Genomic DNA, 20,750 nt, shown 5'->3' on the forward strand with positions numbered 1-20,750 from the left:
CGACGAGCCGTGACGCGCGTGCGCGCTGCGGCGTTAGAGGCGCGCGCCGCCCGCTTCGTCGAACAGCGAGACATGCGCGGCGTCGAGCGAAAACGCCACGGTGTCGCCCTCTGCGACCGGCGCTTTTGTCTGATCGATCGACGCGATCTGTTCGCCATGATAGTCGAGCCAGATGACCCGGTGGTTGCCCATCGGCTCCACCAGCGAAACTTTTGCGAACCCGGCCGCGCGTGGGGTGCCGCTTTCACCGCCGCCTTCAGCACCGCTCGCACTGCCCGCATCGACATGCACGTCTTCGGCGCGCACGCCGAGCACGCATGGCTGCCCTTGCGTGGCCCCATCCTTGAACGCATACGCCGATACATCGAGCCGCACATGCTCGGCGCTAAAGTGCACGGCGCCATCGCGCGTCTCGAGCGTGCCCTTCAGCAGATTCATCGCGGGCGAGCCAAGGAACGTCGCGACGAACAGATTGTTCGGCCGCGCGTAGACCTCGGCCGGCGTGCCGAACTGCTGGATCACGCCGCCGCGCATCACGGCCATGCGGGTCGCGAGCGTCATCGCTTCGACCTGATCGTGCGTCACGTAGATCATCGTTGCGCCGAGCCGTTGATGCAGTTGCTTCAGTTCGCGGCGCAGTTCGGTGCGCAGCTTCGCGTCGAGATTCGACAGCGGTTCGTCGAACAGAAACACATCGGCTTCGCGCACGATCGCGCGGCCGATGGCGACACGCTGCCGCTGTCCACCGGATAGTTGCGCCGGCTTGCGCTTCAGCAACGGCCCAAGTTGCAGCATCTCCGATGCGCGCGCGACGCGCCGTGCAATCTCCGCCTTCGGCGTGCCGTTGATGCGCAACGCGAACGACAGATTGCGCTCGACGCTCATCGTCGGATACAGCGCGTACGACTGGAACACCAGCGCGATGCGGCGATCCTTCGGATCGGCCCATGTCATGTCTTCGCCGGCGATCTCGATGCTGCCGTCCGTCACGTCGATCAGCCCGGCGATGCTGTGCAGCAACGTGGACTTGCCGCAGCCCGACGGCCCGAGCAGCACGACGAATTCGCCCGCCAGCACGTCGAGATCGAGGTTCTCGATCACCGTGTTCGAGCCGAGCCGGATCGTCAGATCGCGGATTGCGACGTTGGCCGGATGCGTGAGCGCGGCCGCGCCGGCCGCGGCGTCTTGCGCCCGCGCCGCATCCGCGATCACATCGATTGGCGCATTGATCGTATTAGCCATGTTTGCCCTGCCCTATCCCTTGACGGCGCCCGACGCAATGCCGCGCACGAACCAGCGGCCCGAAATGAAGTAGACCGCGAGCGGCACCATCGACGTCAGAATCGTCGCCGCCATGTTGACGTTGTACAGACGCTCGCCGGTCGTCGTATTGATGATGTTGTTCAGTTGCACGGTCATCGGCAGATTCTTCGTGCCCGCGAAGACGAGGCCGAGAATGAAGTCGTTCCAGATACCGGTGACCTGCATGATCAGCGCGACGACGATGATCGGCGTCGACATCGGCAGCATCAGTTGAAAGAAGATGCGCCAGAAACCACCACCGTCGATGCGCGCGGCCTTGAACAGTTCCTGCGGAATCGACACGTAGTAGTTGCGAAACAGCAGCGTCATCACCGGCATGCCGAAGATCGTATGAATCACGACGATGCCCGGCAGCGAGCTGAACAGATGCACGCTCGCGAGCACCCGCACCAGCGGATAAACCATCACCTGCACCGGAATGAATGCGCCGAGCAGCAACACGCCGAACAGCATGCCCGCGCCGCGCGGCCGCCAGAAACTCAGCGCATAGCCGTTCACCGCACCGACTGCGATCGAGAAGATCGTGCTCGGCACGACGATGCGCACCGAGTTCCAGAAGCCGACGCGAATGCCGTTGCAATCGAGCCCGGTACACGCGGATTGCCATGCGGCGCTCCATGCGTCGAGTGTGAAATGCGTTGGAAACGCGAGCAGATTGCCGAGCCGGATCTCGCTCATCGGTTTGACCGACGTGACCAGCATCACATAGAGCGGCAGCAGAAAGAACACCGCGGCGGTCAGCAGAAACGCGTAGATGCCGATACGTGCCGGCGAGAATGCCGAACGGCGTGGCCGTGGACGTGAACGACCCGCACGGCCGGCACGACCCGCCGGCCCGCTGTTGAACGAAGGATCGAGTGTGCTCATCACCGCTCCCCGCGCAGCGCCGCGCGACTGCGCGCATAGAAGAACGGCGCGAGTATCGCGAGCACCGTCGCGAGCAGCACGATCGACGCCGCCGACGCGAGGCCGATATTCGCGCGTCCGAACAGATAGTCCATGATGAATTTGGCCGGTACTTCGCTGGCGGTGCCGGGGCCACCCTGCGTCATCGCGACGACCGCGTCGTAGAGCTTCACCACCATCACGAACAGCAGCACGAAGGCCGTTGAAATCGACGGTCCGAGCATCGGCACGACGATGCTCGCATACACGCGCCAACGCGGAATACCGTCGATGCGCGCGGCTTTCCACAACTCTTCGTCGATGCCGCGCAGCCCCGCGAGCAGCAATGCCATCACCAGGCCCGACGCCTGCCACACGGTCGCGATCACGATCGTGTAGATCACCCAGTCCTGGTCGACGATCCAGTCGAAGCGCGCATGCGTGAAGCCGAGCCGGTGCAGCACTTGCTGCGCGCCGAGTTCCGGATTGAGAATCCATTGCCACACGAGTCCGGTCGCGACGAACGACATCGCATACGGATACAGAAACACCGTGCGCAACGCGCCTTCGGCAACGACCCGCTGATCGATGAAAATCGCCAGCAGCAAACCGATCACCATGCACGCGACGATAAAGCAAGCGCCATAGATCACGATGTTCTGCAGCGATACGAGCCATCGATCGTTATGGAAAAGCCGCGCGTACTGCGTGAAGCCCACGAAGTCGTTCGACGGAAACGTGTGCGAATTGCTGAGCGATACGCGCGCGGTCCAGACCATCGTGCCGAGATACGCGAACACGACAGTCAGGATCATCGGCAGCAGGGCCAGCCAGACCGCGATCGAAAACCGCCGCTTCAGCGGTTTGCGATGCGGCGTGCTACCCGAGCTGCCGCGTGGTTTCGACGCGGCGGCGGCTGGCACCTTGAGCGCGTGCATCGCGGCGCCCTAGCCCTTCAACGCGCTGGCGAAGGCTTTCTGCGCATCGTCGACCGACTGGTTCTTGTTCCAGAAGTTCGTCACGACGTCAGTCAGCGCGCCTTGCGTATCGGGCGACAGCAGCATTTCCGGATTCGGCAGCTGACGCGACTTGTCCTTCATGATCGCGATGCCCTCCTTCGCGCAGACATCGAGGCTCGCCGCATCCACATCGGGACGAATCGGAATCGAGCCTTTCTTCGCGCTGAACGCAACCTGCGCGGACGGCGAGGTCATCACCGTGGCGAGCAGATTTTGGGCCTTGATGGCCGATGCGTTGTCGGTCTTCGGGAACACGAATACGTCGCCCGCGACCAGATACGGAGAATGCGGCCCGAAGCCCGGGAAGCAACCGAAGTCCTTGCCCGCTGCCTGATTCGCCGCGACGAATTCGCCCTTGGCCCAGTCGCCCATGATCTGCACACCCGCCTTGCCGGAAGTGACGAGCGCGGTCGCATCGTTCCAGTTACGGCCGGGCGAACCCGGGTCGACGAAATCGTGCAGCTTCTTGAACGACACGAGCACCTTCTTGAACGCGTCGGAGTTGACCGCGTTCGTATCGTGATCGCGATAGACCTTCATATACAGGTCGGGGCCGCCGACGTCGGCAAGCACCGCGTCGAACGTGATCTTCTCCTGCCACGGCTGGCCGCCGAACGCGAGCGGAATCACGCCCGCGCTCTTCAGCTTGCCGAGATCGGCGATAAATTCGTCGTAGCTTTTCGGCTCGCTCGCGATACCGGCTTTCTGGAACACCGGCTTCGAATAGAAGAACCACGCCGGCATATGGATATCGACCGGCGCCGCGTAGTAATGGCCCTTCACCTTGATGCTGTCGATAATCGACTGCGGGAAGATGCCGTTCCAGTTCTCTTTCGCAGCGACGTCGTCGACATTGTTCAACAGGCCCTGATCGATCAGGTCGTGAAACTGCTTCGACGTGTTGAATTGCGCGGCGGTGGGTGGATCGCCGCCGACGATGCGGTTGATCGCGGTGGAGCGTGCCTGATCCGCGCCGGCGACCGCGTTATCGACCCACTGACCGCCGGCCTTGTTGTACGCATCGGCGAACTGCCGGATCGCGGCCGATTCGCCGCCCGAGGTCCACCAGTGAATCACGTTGGCCTTGAGCGGCTCTGCCTGCGCGACGACGCCATATAGCGCCAGTGCCGCAACCACGGCTCGCAAGACCATTTTGCTGCTGTTCATTCCGTCTCCTCCGGGCGCGCCGCCCGTATGCCAAGTCGAAAGACAAACCAGCTCCACCCGCTTTTTACTTCATCGCTTCACGTTGTTATTTGCGCCTGATGATGCGGCGCTTGTTGTGTTGTCGTTCATGCCAGCGCATCGCGCTCTTTCAGAAACTTCGCGACCAGTTCCGCGCTGCGCTTGATCGTACGCTTCTGCGTGCCGTAATCGACATGCACGATGCCGAAGCGCCGCTCGTAACCGAATGCCCATTCGAAGTTATCCATTAGCGACCACAGGAAATAGCCGCGCACGTCGACGCCGGCCTTGATTGCCTGATCGACCGCGGCAAGATGGCGCTTCAGAAACGAGATGCGCTGCGTATCCTTGACATGGCCATCGATGACCTGGTCGTTCGACGCCATGCCGTTTTCGGTGATGTAGATCGGCGGCAAATTCGCGTAGTCGGCCCTGAAACCAGTGAGCAGATCGCGCAGACCATCCGGATAGACCTCCCAACCCATCTGCGTGCGCTCGACACCAGCGAGCGGGACGTCCTTGAAACCATGCGCGCCATCGCTCGCGACATTCGTGCGGAAGTAATAGTTGATGCCGAGAAAATCGAGCGGCGTCGAGATGGTCTGCATATCGCCGTCGAGCACGAGCGGTTCGGTGCCCGGCCATAGTTCGAACAGCGCTTGCGGATACTCGCCGTTGAACAGCGGATCGAGAATCCACGCATTGTGCTGGACTTCGAACAGTTCGGCCGCGCGACGATCGGCGGCACTGTCGCTATCCGGCGTGCCGCGGCCGACGTTCGCGACGATGCCCTTGTGCGATGTCGGATCGTTCGCGCGCAGCACCTGAATCGCGAGCCCGTGCGCGAGCAGCAGATGATGCATCGCCTGCGTCGCATAACGCACGTTCGTCAGACCCGGCGCGTGATGACCGTTGCCATAGCCGAGATACGCGGAACACCAAGGCTCGTTCAGTGTGGCCCATGCGTCGACCAGGCCATGCAGTTCGCGGCTCATCAGATCCGCGTAATCGGCGAAACGATACGCGGTATCGCGATTGAGCCAGCCGCCGCGATCTTCCAGATACTGCGGCAAATCCCAGTGATACAGCGTGACGAACGTCTTGATGCCCTTCTCTTTCAGCCGCGTAAGCAGACGCTTGTAGAAGTCGAGCCCGTTGCGATTCGGCGTGCCGTCGGCGTGCATTACGCGCGGCCATGCCACCGACAGCCGATACGCTTCGAGGCCGAGCCCCGCGAGCAGTTCGACGTCCTGTTCCCAGCGATGATAGTGATCGCATGCGACGGCGCCGGTGTCGCCGGCCAGCACTTTGCCCGGCGTTGCCGAGAACGTGTCCCAGATCGACGGCAGACGGCCGTCTTCGTTGACCGCGCCCTCGATCTGATACGACGCGGTAGCCGCGCCGAGCAGAAAGTCCTTACGCCACAGCGACGAATCGGCGGGCGGCGTGAACAGGTCGGCATGCGGGGCGCCGGCGGATGGCGGCGAGATGGTATCGAGGACTGCGGATGCGTCGTTTCCCACGGATTCTCTCCTGCGCTGAGGTCGTTGAATCGGGTGTGGCGCAAAGCGGCTCGCCACCGTTCGAGCCTCGCGGGGATCGGGTCGCGGGCTCGTCAGTGGAAGCGCTTCCACACAGACCAGCGAAAGATAGCAGCGGGCAAATCCAGGCAGCAATCAGGGTTTGTCTGGAGCGTGGCTGGCATGGGAAACGGGGGATGCGAGGTGCATCGGAAATGAAGGATCGGGCTGACGTTCGGGCATTCTGATGCAATGCACCCGAACCGAACGTCAGCTCGATCCATCGACCACTACTGGTGCGTGAGCATCAGGTTCAGGTTCTGAACCGCGGCACCGGCAGCGCCTTTGCCGAGATTATCGAAAACCGCGGACAGCAGCACGTGTCCGTGTTCCTGGTTGGAAAACACGCTTAAGTGCATGTCGTTCGTGCCGTTCAGCGCTTGCGGATCGAGTTGCTGCAACGCGCGCGATTCGTGCAGCGGCAACACGCGTACGTGAGCCGCCTCCGCGTAGTGGCGTGCGAGGCATGCATGTAACGCGGCGCCATCCACGCCGGGTGCCAGCAGCCGCAACGCCAACGGCACCGTCAGCACGATGCCTTGACGGAACGCGCCTATGGCGGGGACGAAGATCGGACGTTGCGCGAGCCCGGCATGCTGCTGGATTTCCGGCGTGTGCTTGTGCGCGAGATCGAGGCCATACACCTGAAAGGCAAGCGCGTTGACGCCGCCCTGCCCCTCGTGTTCCTCCACACCCGCGCGCCCACGTCCGGAATAACCGGACACTGCATGAATGTTGACGGGATAGTTGTCCGGTATGAGACCAGCTTGCGACAGCGGACGCAGCAGACCAATCGCTCCGGTCGGATAGCAACCGGGATTGGTGACCCGATGTGCGTTCGCGATCCGCTCGGCCTGTCCTTGCGCCATTTCCGCAAAGCCGTATGTCCAATCCGGTCGCGTGCGATGAGCGGAACTCGCATCGATGACTCTGACGGCGGGATTAACGATCGCGTCCACGGCTTCGCGCGCGGCGGCATCGGGCAAACAGAGGATGGCGATATCGCACGCGTTAATGGCTTCCGCGCGACGCTGCGGATCTTTGCGTTCCGCGGCGGCAAGCGTGAACAGTCTCAGGTCGCTCCGGTCGCGCAGGCGATCGTGGATTTGCAAGCCAGTGGTGCCCTGGTCGCCGTCGATAAAAACAACGGGAGAGTTCATGCGGGGAATACTCCGGTGGCAGTTGGTTTTAGCAGAGGTGCAACGAGCCGCTATGTTCCATCGACCAGTGGAATAGAGAAAGTTGAATTTGGCAACGTCGACATTCAGATTTTCTGAATGTCGACGGGGACCTCCACTGCCGCTCCCCCTACTCAAACTCCCCCGTCCGAACCTCACCATCACGCAAATAACGAGTAATCAACACCCCGTCAGGCGTCGTAGCCGAATGCGCCAACGTGAATGCGGACGGCAGTGCATCATCGCCGAACAGCCGCTTGCCGCGCCCCAGCATGACGGGATAAACCAGCAGACAAAGCTCGTCCACCAGCCCCGCCGCAAGCAGTTGGCGCACCAGTTCGCCGCTGCCGAACGTCAACAGATCCGCGCCGTCCTGACGCTGCAGCCTACGTACCGCGTCAGCAAGCTCGCCGACGATCGCACGACTGTTCTGCCACTCGAGCGCGTCCGACTGATGCGTCGCCACATGCTTCGGTACGCGGTTGAACAGATCGGCAATCCCGCGACTATCCGAATCCGCCAGCACATGCGGCCAGTACGACGCGAATATGTCGTACGTGCGACGCCCCAGCAGCAGCTCGAACGGCTGCGCGAGCAGATCCTGCACGTGTTGACCGACGGCCTCGTCGGCATACGGAACGATCCAGCCGCCAAAGCGGAATTCGTCGCTGGTATCTTCCTGAGCCCCGCCGGGGCCCTGAATAACGCCATCCAGGCTGATGAAAGTGGAAACAGTAAGCTTGCGCATGAGGTTCTCCAGATCGATGGGCCGACTCGGCTCATCAATACGACGAACGACTCACAACGAAATCGACAACGCGACAGCGGTGTTCATGTTCCGGACGCACGACATACCGTCCGGAACCGTGCTGCACAGCACCGCAACGCAAAGCGACGCCATCAATCCGGCGCTTGCGCAAACGCCTTCAGATACTTCATACCCGTATCGCACATGATCGTCACGATCGCGGCGTCCGGTCCGAGCCGTTCAGCGAGGCGCAGCGCGCCTGCCACGTTCGCACCCGTGGACGTGCCGCAGAACAGCCCCTCCTCGGCCGCCAGCCGAAACGCCATCGCGCGGGCTTCGTCGGTGGACACAGGTTCGAGTTCGTCGGCAATCCCGTCGTGCCAAAGCGGTACGACATAGCCAGCACCGATGCCGTCGATCTTGTGCGCACCGGTCGGGCCGCCCGACAGCACCGCGGACTCCGCCGGCTCGACACCGACCACACGAATTCGCTTATCGTGCTCCCGCAAGCGCGCCGAAATCCCGCGCAGCGATGCCGCCGTGCCGACGCTCCCGACAAAGCCATCGATACGGCCGCCGGTTTGGTCCCAGATTTCGTCGGCCATCTTCGTATAAGCGGCGAGCTGATCCGTGTTTTCCATTTGCGCGGTGATGTACGCGCCCATCTCGTCGGCAATCCGGTGCGCTTCGCGAATCATGTCCTTGGTCAGCTTCTCGGTTTGCTTGCCGCCATCGCTTGGCACGATGGTCAGCTTCGCGCCGAGCAGGCGCATGTGATCGAGTTTCTCTTTCGAGAATGCATCGGACGACACCAGATGCAGCGGATGTCCTTTAACGGAGCACACCAGCGCCAGCGAAACACCGGTACTGCCACCCGTGTATTCGACGACCGCGCCGCCGGGCTTCAAACGTCCGTCGCGCTCCGGCGCTTCGATCATCGCGAGCGCCATGCGGTCCTTCATGCTTCCGGTCGGATTCTGGCTTTCCAGCTTGACGAAAATCCGCGCGCCGTTGGCTGGCGTCACATTGCGCAGCTGCAATAGCGACGTATTGCCGATCGTGTCGAGAATGGTATTGGGCAAAGATTCCATCACTGACCTCACGAAGTAGACAAACGAACGTAGATGAACGAACGCGGACGATTTGCGGCTAGCTGAACTGGCCGAGCAACACGATGGCAAACACGAGTGTCGCCGCAAAGCCGGCCACGAACGATAGCGTACGCACCACCGGGATACCCGCCGCGTAGACGACGTAGTGCACCAGTCGCGCGATCAGGTACAGCCAGGCCGCGAACACCGTCGCCGGCGTGCTCGTGCCTATCGCCGCGAAGATCAGCACGAAGGTTGCGAACACCGCGAGATTCTCGATTGCATTCGCATGCGCGCGGCGCGCGCGTTCGGCCCAGCGCGGATCGGCCGGATGCGACGGCTCGGGATTGCCGAGCGTCGCCACCAATCCGCGCGTGAAGATTCGCGCGACCGTGTAGGGGACCCACATCAGCAGCGTCGCGGTCGCGGTGAGTATCAGGACGTACAGTTCCGGGGTGAATTTCATCAGTGCATGCTCCGATCGGGCAGAAGGTGCCGGGGCCGATATCGATGCCCGGATTGCTTCGCAGTCTAGACGTGCCAACGGGCGCGCACTATAGTCACAAATGACATAAATATCGACATTCACGACATTCCATACGACGATATGAAACTGAGCCTCTTTGTCCTCGACGACGTGTTCGACACCGGCATGACCGTACTGCTCGATACGTTCGCCAACGCCAACGAACTGGCGGCCGCGCAAGGATTCGACGCGCCGCCTTTCGATGTCAAGCTGATCGGCCCACGCAGGCGTGTGCGTACCGCGCGGGGGCTGTCGGCATCCGTCGAACCGTTGGACGCCTTCCCTCGTCCCGATTGGGTAGTGTTTCCGGCGTTGAACGCAAAACAGCCTGAGCGTCTGGCGGCAATGTTGGAGCGCCGCGATGTGCGCGACGCGATCACGCACTTGCAGAACTGGCACGCGACGGGCATCAACATCGCGGGGGCCTGTATCGGTACGTTCGTGCTCGCCGAAGCCGGCATTCTGAACGACGGCGAAGCCACCACCACGTGGTCGCTCGCGCCGTTTTTCCGGCAGCGCTATCCGAGCATCAAGCTGGACGATTCACGCATGATCGTCGAATCGCGTGGCGTCGTAACCGCGGCAGCCGCGATGGGCCATCTCGATCTTGCACTGTGGCTGATTCGCCAGACCACGCCGGAACTGGCCGCGCTCGTCGCCCGCTTCATGCTGATCGACCAACGCGCATCTCAGGCGCACTACATCATTCCGGACCATCTGGCGCATGCGGATCCGCTGATTTCGAAGTTCGAACGATGGGCGCGGGAGAACCTGTCCAACGGCTTTTCGCTGACGGACGCGGCCAGCGCGTTATCGGTTCATTCGCGCACGTTGCAGCGCCGCACGGAGGCGGTACTGGGCAAGTCGCCGCTGGAGTTCTTCCAGGATCTGCGAATCGAACGCGCGCGCCACCTCGTTTCGACAGGTTGCAACCTGGAGACCATCGCGAGCGAAGTGGGCTACGCTGACTCGGCGACGTTGCGAACCTTGCTACGCCGCAAGCTCGGTCACGGGGTGCGAGAGTTGCGCGCGGAGATGCTGTAGCGCGCGGTTTACCGCCTATGCTTTTGTGATCCTTTTGTGATCCCTTCGCGGCAGCGCCATCAACTATCGGGAGCAACGCATGGAAGACGTCGATGTGCTCGTCGTTGGCGCAGGTCCGGTCGGGTTGTTGCTCGGCACCGAATTGCAGCGCGCCGGTGTGGCGGTGAGCGTGATCGACCGGATGTCCACGCGCGGCTTCTTCTGCAAAGCGCTCGGCGTTACGCCGCGTACGCTCGAAATTTTCGACGACCTCGGCATCGTCGATCGCGCGATCGATGCGGGGACGTGGATTACCAGCGTCGAAACCCGCGTCGATGGCGCGGTCGTGCCGGAGCGCAGCATGCGCGTACCGGAACATGGCTTGCCGTATGGATCGCTGTCGCTCGCGCAGTACGAGACCGAGCGGCTGCTCGAAGCTTCTCTGACGGAGCATGGCGGCCGCGTGCATTACGGCCTGACGCTCGATAGCTTCGCGCAACAGCCGGATTGCGTCGAAGCGCATTTGACGGACGCTGAAGGCGAGACGCACAGCGTGCGCTGCAAGTGGCTGGTCGGATGCGATGGCGCGCACAGTAAGGTGCGCGCGACGCTGGGCCTGTCGTTCGACGGCGAGCAATATCCGCAGACCTTCGCGCTCGCCGATCTGGATGTCGACTGGACGCTGCCGCGCGGACCCGCGTACCGATTCGAATCAACCAATCCGGAGCACGCGAAAACCAGCGTGATGGCTGTGCCCGTTCGCGGTTCGGCACGGCGCTATCGGCTGTCGACGGTCGTGCCCGACGAACTGGCCGCGTCGCTGGCCAGCACTGCCGCCCCGGACTTCGACACGATGTGCGCGCTAATGCTGCCGTCGCTGCCGGACGGGGCGCGACTGTCGTCGATGCGCTGGTCGTCCGTGTATCGGGTCAGCCATCGCATCGCGTCCGCTTATGCACATGGCCGCGTATTCATTGCCGGCGACGCCGCGCACATTCATCCGCCGGTGGGCGGCCAGGGTATGAACACCGGTCTGCAGGATGCGCACAATCTCGCGTGGAAACTCGCCTATGTCGCGCAAGGCCGTGCCAGTCCGCAGCTGCTCGACAGTTATCACGCGGAACGGCATCCGGTCGGCGTCGATGTCGTCAGAGCGACCAGCGCGGCGCTCAACGCGGTGCTCGCGCGGCAGGCCGCCAATCCGGCGATGCGCGAAACCCAGTTGCTGATCGGCTATCGCGACAGCCCGATCGTCGTCGACAGATGGCCCGACGCCGATCCGGCCGCACCGACCGCGGGTGATCGGGCTGCGGAAGCATGCGGCCTGTCACAACGTTTCGTCGGACGCGCGAGGCGGCTGCACGAATTCCTCGGCCGCGGACGCTACACGCTGATCGGCTATATCGACGCGGCCGAGCAGCAGTACGACAACTTCATCGATGTCTGCCGCGCTTTTGCGGCGTTGTCGGGTGGCGACGCATCGGCGCTGCTGATCAGGGCACCGGGCTGCGACACGCCGGATTCCGAACTGATGACGACGCTGACCGATACCGCAGGCGAGTTCGCCGCTACCTACCGCGCAATCGGCGGGGCGGTATGGATCATCAGGCCGGATGGTCATATCGGCTGGCGCGGCGATCATTGTCCGGCTGCCGCCGTGGAAGGCTGGCTGAAGCCGATGCGCGGCGAGCCGTCCTGATCGCGTTCGTTGCGTTGGTTACGTTCGTCGCGTGCACCGACGCAGCGGCTAGCCACGTTTTTTCGTTGCACGGCGCCGCTGCGTCGGCTGCGCCGCGTCAAGCTCCGCCTGATCGAGAAAGAAGTTGCGATTGCCGGCCATGCGCTCGACCATGAAGTCGATAAACGTCTTCACGCGCAACGACTGCTCGGTTCGATGCCCGTAGTAGATGTAGATCATCCCGTACTCGGACACGTGTTGCGTCAGCAACGGCACGAGGCGGCCGCTGCGGATATGCGTGGTCGCGTTGAAGCTGCCTAGCTGCCCGATGCCGAGACCCGCAAGCACCGCCTGCGTTTCCATTTCCGGGTCGTTCACGCAGATCGCGGCGGGCAGATCGCGATAGACGATCTCATCGCCGATCCGGAACTGCCACTGCGCGAGCTTGCCGGTGTTGGCGCGCCGGTAGCCGGTGCAGCGATGCTGCGCCAGTTCGTCGATGGTCCGCGGCGCACCACGACGCTCGATATAGTCGGGCGACGCACACACGATCAGTTGAATCGGCACGAGTCTGCGTGCGATCGAACCACCCGCCGGCGGCGGTCCGCCGCGAAACCCGACATCGGCGCGATCGGTGACGAGGTCAGTGAACTGATCGTCGAGTTGCACTTCGAGTTGCACGTTCTGATAGCGCTTCTGGAATTCCTCGAAGTACGGCCACAGCACCGGCAACCCGAGCGCGCGCGGCGCGCTGACGCGCAGCATGCCGCCCACTTCCTCTTGCGAGCGCCGCGCCTCGTCGAGCGCGGACGACAGCATCGCCAGTGCCGGTTTCACGCTATCGAACAGCCGCTGGCCCTCCTCGGTCAGGCTCAGCTTGCGGGTGGTCCGATGAAACAGCCGCACGCCGAGGTCCTTCTCCAGTTGCATGACCGCATGGCTCGCGGCCTGCGGCGAGATGCCCTGATCGACGGCCGCGCCGCGCAGGCTGCCGAGCGTCGCGGCGCGCACGAAGGTGTTGATCGCACGGATTCCGTTCATCGTTTGGCACCCCGATTCGCAAATAAACGTTGATTATGACTCCACCGATAGACGGCTAGTTTATGTTAATCGGCGAGCCTACGATGGCATCACTTCATCACACACACGTAGGAGAAACATCATGGCTGCGATCCAACAAGGTGGTTTCAAGCGCGTCTGGTTCATCACGGGTGCGTCGCGCGGTATCGGTGCACTGATTGCGGAAGCGGCGCTCGCCGACGGCAACGCGGTGGTGGCCGCCGGCCGCAACGCAGCGGCGATCGTCGAGCGGCTTGGCGAGTCGGCGGCACTGCTGCCGGTTGCGCTGGACGTGACCGACGAGTCCCAGGCGAGAGCTGCCGCGCAGGCGGCAATCGAAAAATTCGGCCGCATCGACGTGCTGGTCAACAACGCCGGCTTCGGCCTGCTCGGCGCGGTGGAGGAATCCACCGACAAGGACGCGCGCCGCATGTACGACACCAACGTGTTCGGCTTGCTGAACGTGACGCGCGCCGTGTTGCCGGCGATGCGCGCGCAGCGCTCGGGGCACGTGATCAACATTTCGTCGATCGGCGGCTATCGGGCCGCGGCGGGCTTCGGCGTGTACTCGTCGACGAAGTTCGCGGTCGAAGGGATTACCGAGGCCTTGCATGCCGAATTGAAACCGCTCGGCATTCATGCGACGGTGGTCGAGCCGGGATATTTCCGCACCGACTTTCTCGATGCGTCTTCGCTGCTGGTCGCGCCGGACGTGATCGACGATTACGCGGAAACTTCCGGTGCGGTTCGCCACAAGGCCACGCAGTTGAATCACAACCAGCCCGGCGACCCGGTGAAGCTCGCGGCCGCGATGATCAAGCTGGTCGACGCAAACGATCCGCCGGTGCGTCTGCCGCTCGGCACCGATACGCTGGCCGCTATCGCTGCAAAGAATGCTTATGTAGAGCAGGAAACGGCGGCGTGGAGGGAGTTGTCGGCATCGACTGATTTTGCTGCTTGAGGTGATGTCTCAGTTGCCGCTCGATTGACTGCGCGGCACAAAAGAAAACGGCGGCCTCGCGTTTGCGTGGCCGCCGTTTTGCCGCGAGCGGAATCAGCGTGCGGTTCGCGTCGCTACTCACGCTTTCTTCGTCACATCGAACGCGCCGCGATCGAAAGCATCGCAGTACGCCTTCCAGTCTTCCGCGACCTGTTTCTCGCATTGGGTCGCGAGATCGATCAACGGCAATTGCCAGTCGCGCCGGTTGCCGAATGCGATCAGATCGTCGGCGATCGCCGACTTCTGCCGCCCGCCGCTGCGCAGATGCGCCCACGCGCTCAGCTCGGCCATGCTGTTGATCACCTCCTCCAGCCTCGGCAGCTTGCCGTCCCAGTCGGCGAGCGCGACGCGGTCTTCCGATGGCTGCAGACTGCGCAACACATACGAGCGCCCGTCGAAATCGACGGCGCGCAAAAACGCCTGCGATACCCCCTGATTGCGCCGCTGCACTTCGACGACGCGTTGCGCGTCGGTCTGCCATTTCGGCTGCGCAACGCGCACGTGTGGACTGACCGACGACGGCAGCGCCTCTTTCAGATCGATCAGATAGTTGCCGTCCGGCGAGCCCTTGCCTTCGACCAGAATCACGTAGCGATCGACGCCAAGACTGCCGGTACCCGCGATGCGCCGCGCGACATCGAGCGTGCGATAGAACTCGGGATTCGGCTCCGCCGCCGCGAACCGCTGCATGAACTGCATGACCGCCGCGCGTTGTTCGTCGCTCACCGGCAACGCCTTCTTGCCGTCGACCTTGAGCACACGGGTCTTGCCTTTGAGCACCGTACGCCGGTCGAGATGCGCGGCGCGCGTGCGGCTCGCGAGTCCGTCGAGCAGCTCGCGCACCATGCCGACCGCGGTTTCCGCTTCGATCCAGCGCGATTTGCCGAACGCGAGCGCGGTGGCATATGCATCGAGCGCGGTGTGACATAACGCGAGCGCCTGCGCGCGGCTCAGCTTCAGATCGGACGCGGCGACCAGCACGCTCGTCAGCAGACGCACGAGCTCGTACGGCACCGGCGCGAGACACGCTTCGTCGAAATCGTTGTTGTCGAAATAGATCAGGCGATTGTCGCCCTTGTAGCTGCCGAAATTCTCGAAGTGCATGTCGCCGCAGATCCACACGGGTGGCGCATCGTCGAGCACCTTCGTGCGCGGCAAGCGGTCATAGAACAGATGACAGGTGCCACGCAGAAACACGAACGGCGAGCCGCGCATGGCCTGGTATTTCATCGCGAGCCGTTCGGGGTCGCGGCCCGCGTTGAAACTGGCGATGATCTTCGCGATGTCGGACATGGATGCTTCCTTCGATGGCGGTGGCAGTTAATTTTACGAATGCAAATTGTCGTAAAGCTTACGGGTTCGAGGGCGGCAAATCTATTGCGGTGTGCAGAAGCACCGTGGCACGATCAGAACTCTCTTCGGAAGCACACTGTGCCATCCTGTCGAAGGCACATCACTATCCGCCTACGGCGTCTTGACCGTTCAATGAAAAAAGCCTGCCTTGTCGCGTCCGGCGTGTTTGTACTGTTTGCGCTGGCTGGAGTTAGCGCGTTATGGTCAGAGCGAATCGGTGAATCGATCCTCGGTGTTTCGAATCCCGTCTGGCAACTTCTGGTTCGGGCGTATGGTGCCGACACGGTCGATCAGAAGCTCGATCTCGTATTCGGTGTGTTGCTCATTGCCGGCATGGCGGCGATTGGTGGACTGATCGCCTATGGCTATCGCAGATGGCTGCGGTCGAAAGGCTCGGACTTCGAGTTTTACGCGCTACTGCTCGCGTTCAACAGCGCCGCGATTCTGTTGCTGGCGAATGCGCTCTGGTGGTTCGGCTACGCATGGCATTTCATCGATGCGTCGCACCCGTGCTGGACATGGCTGAAAGAAACCTACGGTGTCGATCGCGCGTACCGCATGCTCGACTGGGCCTTTCCGGCGACGTCCGCGATCATGCTCATGGTAATGGCAGGTACCGCACGCTGTGCGATCGCTCGTCATCGGCGTCCGCTCGCGTAGCGATTCTGTCATCGCGCAACGCGATCAGCGTGCAATAAGCGCGGCCACCGTAACCACTCCCCCTCACCCCGCCTCCACCACCCCAAACTTCCGCCGATACGCGCCCGGACTCGTCAACGCGATCCGCCGGAAATGCCGCCGCAACGACTCCTCCGAGCCGAAGCCCGCGAGTTCGGCGACGCGCACCATCGGCATCGCCGCCTGTGCTTCGAGCAGCTCGCGCGCAATCGCGACGCGCTCGCGCACCAGCCACTCATAAGGCGCCATGCCGGTCGCGTCGCGAAACTGGCGCTGCAGCGTGCGCGGGCTCATCGCTGCGCGCTCGGCGAGCGAGCGCAGCGTATGCGGCTCGGCCGGATGGCCGCGCACCCAGTCCATCAGCTTCGCGAGCCGGCTGCTTTCGTCGGGTGGCACCGGACGCGGCACGAACTGCGCCTGGCCGCCCTCGCGATGCGGCGGCACCACGAGCCGTTGCGCGACACGATTGGCGACCGCGCTGCCGTGATCGCGCCGCACCAGATGCAGCAGCATATCGAGCCCCGCCGCCGATCCCGCCGACGTGATGATCTGTCCTTCGTCGACATACAGCGCATCCGGCTGCACGCGCAGTTGCGGATAGCGCTGCTGCAATTTGTCCGCGTAGCGCCAGTGGGTCGTCACGGTCTTGCCATCGAGCACGCCGGCTGCCGCGAGCACGAATACGCCCGAGCAGATCGAACAGAGCCGCGCGCCACGCTCGTAGGCACGATGGATCTTTTTCAGCAGTGCGGCCGGCGGCACTTCATCCGCGTCGCGCCAGCCTGGAATCACGATCGTGTCCGCGCGCGCGAGCAGCGCCGGCGTATGCGGCGCGGCGATCGTGATGCCGCCCGCCGCGCGAATCGGCCCCGGCTCGGCCGCACAGACCGCGAAGCGATACCACGGCACGCCGAGTTCGGGACGCTCGAGCGCGAACAGTTCGGTCACGCAGCCGAATTCGAAGGTGCAGAGCCGGTCGTAGGCCAGCGCGACGACAAGATGGTTTTGCATGGCGCGATGTTACCGGAGATTGACGATTACGCCACTTATCCGCAGGCAGCGTGGCCTGCACAATCGAATCGCCTGAAGAAATATTTCAGCACCAGCGATCTGCAACCCGCGACCCGCAACCCGATCAATTTGCCAACCCGGTACACCATGTCCACTACCAGCCCGACTATCAAACCGTCTACCAACGCCGTCACCGCGATCCCCGCCGCCGATAGCGCCGCGGCGCTCGCGCACTTTCACGCGTCGCTGCAATTCGAAACCGATTGCTCCGACGTCCATGCCGCGCTCGCGAGCGGTGCGCCCGGCTTCGTGCTGCTCGACGTGCGCAGCCCCGCGCTGTTCGCGCAAGGTCACGTGCCAGGCGCGCTCAACCTGCCGCACGGCAAGATCGTCGAGTCGAAGCTGACTGACTATCCCGTGGATACGCTGTTCGTCACGTATTGCGCAGGTCCGCATTGCAACGGCGCCGCGCGCGGCGCACTGCGGCTCGCGCAGCTTGGGCGGCCGGTCAAGTTGATGGCGGGCGGGATTACTGGCTGGATCGATGAAGGGTTGTCGTTGAGCCGGCTGGATTGACTTGCCTGAACCCGTCGGCGGAAGCGGTATCGCACAACCGCGAGCCGCTTCTGCCGCTTCAATTTTCGGCCTTCGTCCGCGCTCGACCAGCGCCGCAAGCTGCTGACTCAACGCCGCACTCGCGCGCGTCTTCGGCATGCGCAGCGTTGCAGATTTCGCGCCTCATCCGCGCTCGACCAACTCCACAAGCCGCCGACTCAACTCATCACTCGCGCGCGTCATCGGCATACGCAACTCGTTGCTGATCCAGCCTTCGGCCGCGAGCAGCGCCTTCACCGGCGCGGGATTCGGTTCGGCGAACGCGAGCTGGATCTGAGGCACGAGCGTGTGGAAAATCCGCCGCCCTTCGGCGAGCCGCCCGTCGGCCAACGCGCGGTACATCGCGACGAAAGACTCTGGCCGCGAATGCGCGGAGGCAGCGATCGCACCGCTGCCTCCCGCGCACAACGTATTGAAGATCTCGAGGTCGTCGCCTGCGAGCACTTGCAAACGGCCGTCGCGAATCAACGCGAGCGTCGTATCGAGCGAGCCGGCGCAATCCTTGATCGCGTGAATCCGCGGATGCGCGGCAAGCGTCAGCAGCGTGTCGAGTTCGAGCCGCACGCCGGCGCGCTGAGGGATGTCGTACAGCACGACGGGATGCGCGCTCGCGTCGGCAAGCGCATTGAAATGCGCGACGATCCCCTGCTGCGCGGGCCGGATGTAATACGGCGCGGCGATCAGCAGACCCGCGAGCGGCAGCGAATTCAGTTGCTCGATCCGCGCGAGCATGCTCGCCGTGTGATTGCCGGACACGCCGACCAGCACGGGCAACGCACGCGACGACGATGCGTCGGCGGCACCCGTACTGCCGGTTGCGCCGCCGACAGCCTGCGCAGCGTCGAGAATCGTCGCCAGCACCGCATCCTGTTCGGCGGCGTCGAGCGTCGCCGGCTCGCCGGTGGTGCCGAGCGCGACGAGACCGGCCACGCCGGCGTCGGCATAGCGGCGCACGAGCGCGCGCAACGCCGCGTGATCGACCGCGCCGTCGGCGAACGGCGTAATCAGTGGAATCCAGATACCCGAGAAATCAGACATGTTTTCTACCTCGATGACGACCGTATCGAATCCGGTCAGCGGTGCGAGGGAGAAAACGGCAGAGAGCCGCAGGCGGGCGGTCGACCGGTCGTTCCGTCGCACATCTGACGACGGAACAGCATGCCCCGGTCAGATGAGCGACTGTTTTTTGGCTTTGGCTTTGGCGTTGCGCGGACACCGGTTCGCGCGTGCGACCGCCGCGCTCATCAGAGCGACGCGGGCGGTAGTCGACGAACGGAGTCGGAACGTTAAGCCGGAATGCATGAACGGCAGTGTAACCGCGAAGGCCGCGCAACGGGCAGCCCCACTACCTCCGAGCGGCGTTCGAACAACATTCAGCCCATCGCGACGCCCCCGTTCGAAAAAGCGCTTGACTTCCACCACGGGGAAACTAATATACGCACCGCGTACATTCAGTACCACAGCCCCCGCCGTCCCCTTCTTTCCGACAGGTGCCCTTATGAGCGTTCCGCAGCAAGCCTTCCTACGCGATGCGATGCGTCGCATGAACATGACGCGCGATACGTTCGCGAGCCGCATCGGCGTGTCGCGCCGGGCGCTCGATACATGGCTGCTGCCTGACGACTCGCAGGAATCGCGGGCGATGCCGGAAATCGTCGAGCGCTTCGTGTCGGAGATCGTCAACGCCGAGCCGGGCGACCGATATACGCAAAGCGTAGACTCGCAATCGCTCGCGAGCCAGATGCTGTTCGAGGGCAGGCCGCAGTTGCTCTCGGTCGATCAGTTCTCGCGCGATTCAGTGGAGGCTCTCTTTCGCGTCGCCGACATCATGCAGCCGATCGCGCGACGTCGAAAAATCTCGCGCGTGCTGGAAGGCGCGGTGCTCGGCAATCTGTTCTTCGAAGCCAGCACGCGTACGCGTGTGAGTTTCGGCGCCGCGTTCTGCCGGCTCGGCGGCTCGGTGTGCGACACCACCGGCTTCACGTTTTCGTCAATGGCAAAGGGCGAATCGATTTACGACACGAGCCGCGTGATGAGCGGCTATGTCGACGCGCTGGTGATTCGCCATCCGGAGCAAGGCTCCGTGGCCGAATTCGCGCGCGCGACCAACGTGCCGGTGATCAACGGCGGCGACGGTCCCGGCGAGCATCCGAGCCAGGCGCTGCTCGATCTGTACACGATCCAGCGCGAGTTTTCGCGGCTCGGCAAGATCGTCGATGGCGCGCATATCGCGCTGGTCGGCGACCTCAAATACGGACGTACCGTGCACTCGCTGGTCAAGCTGCTCGCGTTGTATCGCGGCATCAAGTTCACGCTGATCTCGCCGCCGATGCTCGAAATGCCCAGCTATATCATCGAGCAGATTTCGCGCAACGGTCATGTGATCGAGCAGACGCACGACCTGCACACCGGCTTGCGCGGCGCCGACGTCGTGTACGCGACGCGCATCCAGAAAGAGCGCTTCACCGACGAATCGTTCGAAGGCTATACGCCCGATTTCCAGATCAATCAGGCACTCGTCGACGGCGTCTGCGGCGCCGACACGCTGATCATGCACCCGCTGCCGCGCGACAGCCGCCCAGGCGCGAACGACCTGAGCACCGATCTGAATCACGATTCGCGGCTCGCGATTTTCCGTCAGACCGATAACGGCATTCCGGTGCGGATGGCGATTTTCGCGGTGCTGCTCGGCGTCGAGAAACTGGTCCAGCATTCGATGCGCGACGCCGCATGGCGCCCGCCCGTGTATCTCGGGCCGGACGACGCGGTGTTTCACGGCATCGACTAAGCGACTGCGT

Annotated in this window: 19 protein-coding genes; 6 read left to right on the forward strand and 13 right to left on the reverse strand. The window is 63.3% G+C overall.

The window, feature by feature from the left end:
• Positions 1-33 precede the first annotated feature (33 nt).
• From L0U82_RS27180 to L0U82_RS27220, 9 genes are all read right to left on the reverse strand, one after another.
• A complete protein-coding gene (locus L0U82_RS27180; RefSeq protein WP_233835970.1) occupies positions 34-1,242 on the reverse strand; it encodes an ABC transporter ATP-binding protein in 1,209 nt (402 codons plus the stop codon).
• Between the two features lie 12 nt (positions 1,243-1,254).
• Positions 1,255-2,190 (reverse strand): carbohydrate ABC transporter permease, encoded by a 936-nt coding sequence (locus tag L0U82_RS27185; protein ID WP_233835971.1) that lies wholly within the window; start codon positions 2,188-2,190, stop codon positions 1,255-1,257.
• Positions 2,190-3,146: a carbohydrate ABC transporter permease gene (locus L0U82_RS27190; RefSeq protein ID WP_233835972.1), complete on the reverse strand. Its 957-nt coding sequence runs from the start codon at positions 3,144-3,146 to the stop codon at positions 2,190-2,192. Before L0U82_RS27190 ends, L0U82_RS27185 begins: the two co-directional genes overlap by 1 nt.
• 9 nt (positions 3,147-3,155) lie before the next feature.
• Positions 3,156-4,394 (reverse strand): ABC transporter substrate-binding protein, encoded by a 1,239-nt coding sequence (locus L0U82_RS27195; RefSeq protein WP_233835973.1) that lies wholly within the window; start codon positions 4,392-4,394, stop codon positions 3,156-3,158.
• A 125-nt stretch (positions 4,395-4,519) separates the two neighbouring features.
• Entirely contained in the window at positions 4,520-5,935 is a 1,416-nt protein-coding gene (locus tag L0U82_RS27200; protein ID WP_233835974.1) for a GH1 family beta-glucosidase, read from the reverse strand.
• Between the two features lie 287 nt (positions 5,936-6,222).
• Positions 6,223-7,152, reverse strand: a complete 930-nt coding sequence (argC, locus tag L0U82_RS27205) for an N-acetyl-gamma-glutamyl-phosphate reductase (protein ID WP_233835975.1) — start codon at positions 7,150-7,152, stop codon at positions 6,223-6,225.
• A gap of 148 nt (positions 7,153-7,300) precedes the next feature.
• The gene (locus L0U82_RS27210; protein WP_233835976.1) at positions 7,301-7,918 is read right to left on the reverse strand and encodes a dihydrofolate reductase family protein; all 618 of its coding nucleotides are present in this window, start codon (positions 7,916-7,918) and stop codon (positions 7,301-7,303) included.
• Between the two features lie 152 nt (positions 7,919-8,070).
• Complete coding sequence (locus L0U82_RS27215) at positions 8,071-9,009, reverse strand: PLP-dependent cysteine synthase family protein (protein ID WP_233835978.1); 939 nt, start codon at positions 9,007-9,009, stop codon at positions 8,071-8,073.
• Between the two features lie 58 nt (positions 9,010-9,067).
• Positions 9,068-9,475 (reverse strand): MAPEG family protein, encoded by a 408-nt coding sequence (locus tag L0U82_RS27220; RefSeq protein ID WP_233835980.1) that lies wholly within the window; start codon positions 9,473-9,475, stop codon positions 9,068-9,070.
• Positions 9,476-9,616: 141 nt separating this feature from the next.
• Between L0U82_RS27220 and L0U82_RS27225 the strand changes: the two genes are divergently transcribed.
• Both L0U82_RS27225 and L0U82_RS27230 read left to right on the forward strand, forming a co-directional pair.
• Positions 9,617-10,579 carry a GlxA family transcriptional regulator gene (locus tag L0U82_RS27225; protein ID WP_233835982.1) on the forward strand — a complete coding sequence of 321 codons (963 nt, stop codon included), beginning with the start codon at positions 9,617-9,619 and terminating at the stop codon, positions 10,577-10,579.
• A 79-nt stretch (positions 10,580-10,658) separates the two neighbouring features.
• Positions 10,659-12,257, forward strand: a complete 1,599-nt coding sequence (locus L0U82_RS27230; protein WP_233835984.1) for an FAD-dependent monooxygenase — start codon at positions 10,659-10,661, stop codon at positions 12,255-12,257.
• 48 nt (positions 12,258-12,305) lie between these two features.
• On the opposite strand, the gene L0U82_RS27235 is transcribed toward L0U82_RS27230, so the two are convergent.
• Positions 12,306-13,277, reverse strand: coding sequence for a LysR family transcriptional regulator (locus L0U82_RS27235; protein WP_233835986.1), 972 nt, complete (start codon positions 13,275-13,277; stop codon positions 12,306-12,308).
• A gap of 121 nt (positions 13,278-13,398) precedes the next feature.
• On the opposite strand from L0U82_RS27235, the gene L0U82_RS27240 reads away from it, so the two are divergent.
• A complete protein-coding gene (locus L0U82_RS27240; RefSeq protein WP_233835988.1) occupies positions 13,399-14,256 on the forward strand; it encodes an oxidoreductase in 858 nt (285 codons plus the stop codon).
• A 117-nt stretch (positions 14,257-14,373) separates the two neighbouring features.
• Here the strand turns inward: L0U82_RS27240 and L0U82_RS27245 are convergent, their stop codons facing one another.
• The gene (locus tag L0U82_RS27245) at positions 14,374-15,588 is read right to left on the reverse strand and encodes a DUF2252 domain-containing protein (protein ID WP_233835990.1); all 1,215 of its coding nucleotides are present in this window, start codon (positions 15,586-15,588) and stop codon (positions 14,374-14,376) included.
• A 192-nt stretch (positions 15,589-15,780) separates the two neighbouring features.
• On the opposite strand from L0U82_RS27245, the gene L0U82_RS27250 reads away from it, so the two are divergent.
• A complete protein-coding gene (locus L0U82_RS27250; protein ID WP_233835991.1) occupies positions 15,781-16,308 on the forward strand; it encodes a hypothetical protein in 528 nt (175 codons plus the stop codon).
• 63 nt (positions 16,309-16,371) lie between these two features.
• Here the strand turns inward: L0U82_RS27250 and ftrA are convergent, their stop codons facing one another.
• Positions 16,372-17,337: a transcriptional regulator FtrA gene (gene ftrA, locus L0U82_RS27255; RefSeq protein ID WP_233835992.1), complete on the reverse strand. Its 966-nt coding sequence runs from the start codon at positions 17,335-17,337 to the stop codon at positions 16,372-16,374.
• 147 nt (positions 17,338-17,484) lie between these two features.
• Here ftrA and L0U82_RS27260 point away from each other — a divergent pair, with 147 nt between their 5' ends.
• On the forward strand, positions 17,485-17,913 hold the full coding sequence (locus L0U82_RS27260; protein WP_233835993.1) for a rhodanese-like domain-containing protein: 429 nt from the start codon (positions 17,485-17,487) through the stop codon (positions 17,911-17,913).
• A gap of 162 nt (positions 17,914-18,075) precedes the next feature.
• Here L0U82_RS27260 and dapA read toward each other — a convergent pair whose 3' ends face one another.
• On the reverse strand, positions 18,076-18,990 hold the full coding sequence (gene dapA, locus L0U82_RS27265) for a 4-hydroxy-tetrahydrodipicolinate synthase (protein ID WP_233835994.1): 915 nt from the start codon (positions 18,988-18,990) through the stop codon (positions 18,076-18,078).
• 460 nt (positions 18,991-19,450) lie between these two features.
• On the opposite strand from dapA, the gene L0U82_RS27270 reads away from it, so the two are divergent.
• Positions 19,451-20,740: an aspartate carbamoyltransferase gene (locus L0U82_RS27270; protein ID WP_233835995.1), complete on the forward strand. Its 1,290-nt coding sequence runs from the start codon at positions 19,451-19,453 to the stop codon at positions 20,738-20,740.
• Positions 20,741-20,750 lie beyond the last annotated feature (10 nt).

Origin of the sequence: Paraburkholderia sp. ZP32-5 (assembly GCF_021390495.1) — a bacterium.
Classification (GTDB): domain Bacteria; phylum Pseudomonadota; class Gammaproteobacteria; order Burkholderiales; family Burkholderiaceae; genus Paraburkholderia.

What these genes read in the sequence shown, in the direction of transcription:
- L0U82_RS27195 (WP_233835973.1), bottom strand. Translation starts at nt 4,394, where the DNA reads ATGAACAGCAGCAAAATGGTCTTGCGAGCCGTGGTTGCGGCACTGGCG.
- dapA (WP_233835994.1), bottom strand. Translation starts at nt 18,990, where the DNA reads ATGTCTGATTTCTCGGGTATCTGGATTCCACTGATTACGCCGTTCGCC.
- L0U82_RS27250 (WP_233835991.1), top strand. Translation starts at nt 15,781, where the DNA reads ATGAAAAAAGCCTGCCTTGTCGCGTCCGGCGTGTTTGTACTGTTTGCG.
- L0U82_RS27220 (WP_233835980.1), bottom strand. Translation starts at nt 9,475, where the DNA reads ATGAAATTCACCCCGGAACTGTACGTCCTGATACTCACCGCGACCGCG.
- L0U82_RS27210 (WP_233835976.1), bottom strand. Translation starts at nt 7,918, where the DNA reads ATGCGCAAGCTTACTGTTTCCACTTTCATCAGCCTGGATGGCGTTATT.
- L0U82_RS27270 (WP_233835995.1), top strand. Translation starts at nt 19,451, where the DNA reads ATGAGCGTTCCGCAGCAAGCCTTCCTACGCGATGCGATGCGTCGCATG.
- L0U82_RS27185 (WP_233835971.1), bottom strand. Translation starts at nt 2,190, where the DNA reads ATGAGCACACTCGATCCTTCGTTCAACAGCGGGCCGGCGGGTCGTGCC.
- L0U82_RS27245 (WP_233835990.1), bottom strand. Translation starts at nt 15,588, where the DNA reads ATGTCCGACATCGCGAAGATCATCGCCAGTTTCAACGCGGGCCGCGAC.
- L0U82_RS27235 (WP_233835986.1), bottom strand. Translation starts at nt 13,277, where the DNA reads ATGAACGGAATCCGTGCGATCAACACCTTCGTGCGCGCCGCGACGCTC.
- L0U82_RS27225 (WP_233835982.1), top strand. Translation starts at nt 9,617, where the DNA reads ATGAAACTGAGCCTCTTTGTCCTCGACGACGTGTTCGACACCGGCATG.
- L0U82_RS27230 (WP_233835984.1), top strand. Translation starts at nt 10,659, where the DNA reads ATGGAAGACGTCGATGTGCTCGTCGTTGGCGCAGGTCCGGTCGGGTTG.
- L0U82_RS27180 (WP_233835970.1), bottom strand. Translation starts at nt 1,242, where the DNA reads ATGGCTAATACGATCAATGCGCCAATCGATGTGATCGCGGATGCGGCG.
- argC (WP_233835975.1), bottom strand. Translation starts at nt 7,152, where the DNA reads ATGAACTCTCCCGTTGTTTTTATCGACGGCGACCAGGGCACCACTGGC.
- ftrA (WP_233835992.1), bottom strand. Translation starts at nt 17,337, where the DNA reads ATGCAAAACCATCTTGTCGTCGCGCTGGCCTACGACCGGCTCTGCACC.
- L0U82_RS27215 (WP_233835978.1), bottom strand. Translation starts at nt 9,009, where the DNA reads ATGGAATCTTTGCCCAATACCATTCTCGACACGATCGGCAATACGTCG.
- L0U82_RS27240 (WP_233835988.1), top strand. Translation starts at nt 13,399, where the DNA reads ATGGCTGCGATCCAACAAGGTGGTTTCAAGCGCGTCTGGTTCATCACG.
- L0U82_RS27260 (WP_233835993.1), top strand. Translation starts at nt 17,485, where the DNA reads ATGTCCACTACCAGCCCGACTATCAAACCGTCTACCAACGCCGTCACC.
- L0U82_RS27190 (WP_233835972.1), bottom strand. Translation starts at nt 3,146, where the DNA reads ATGCACGCGCTCAAGGTGCCAGCCGCCGCCGCGTCGAAACCACGCGGC.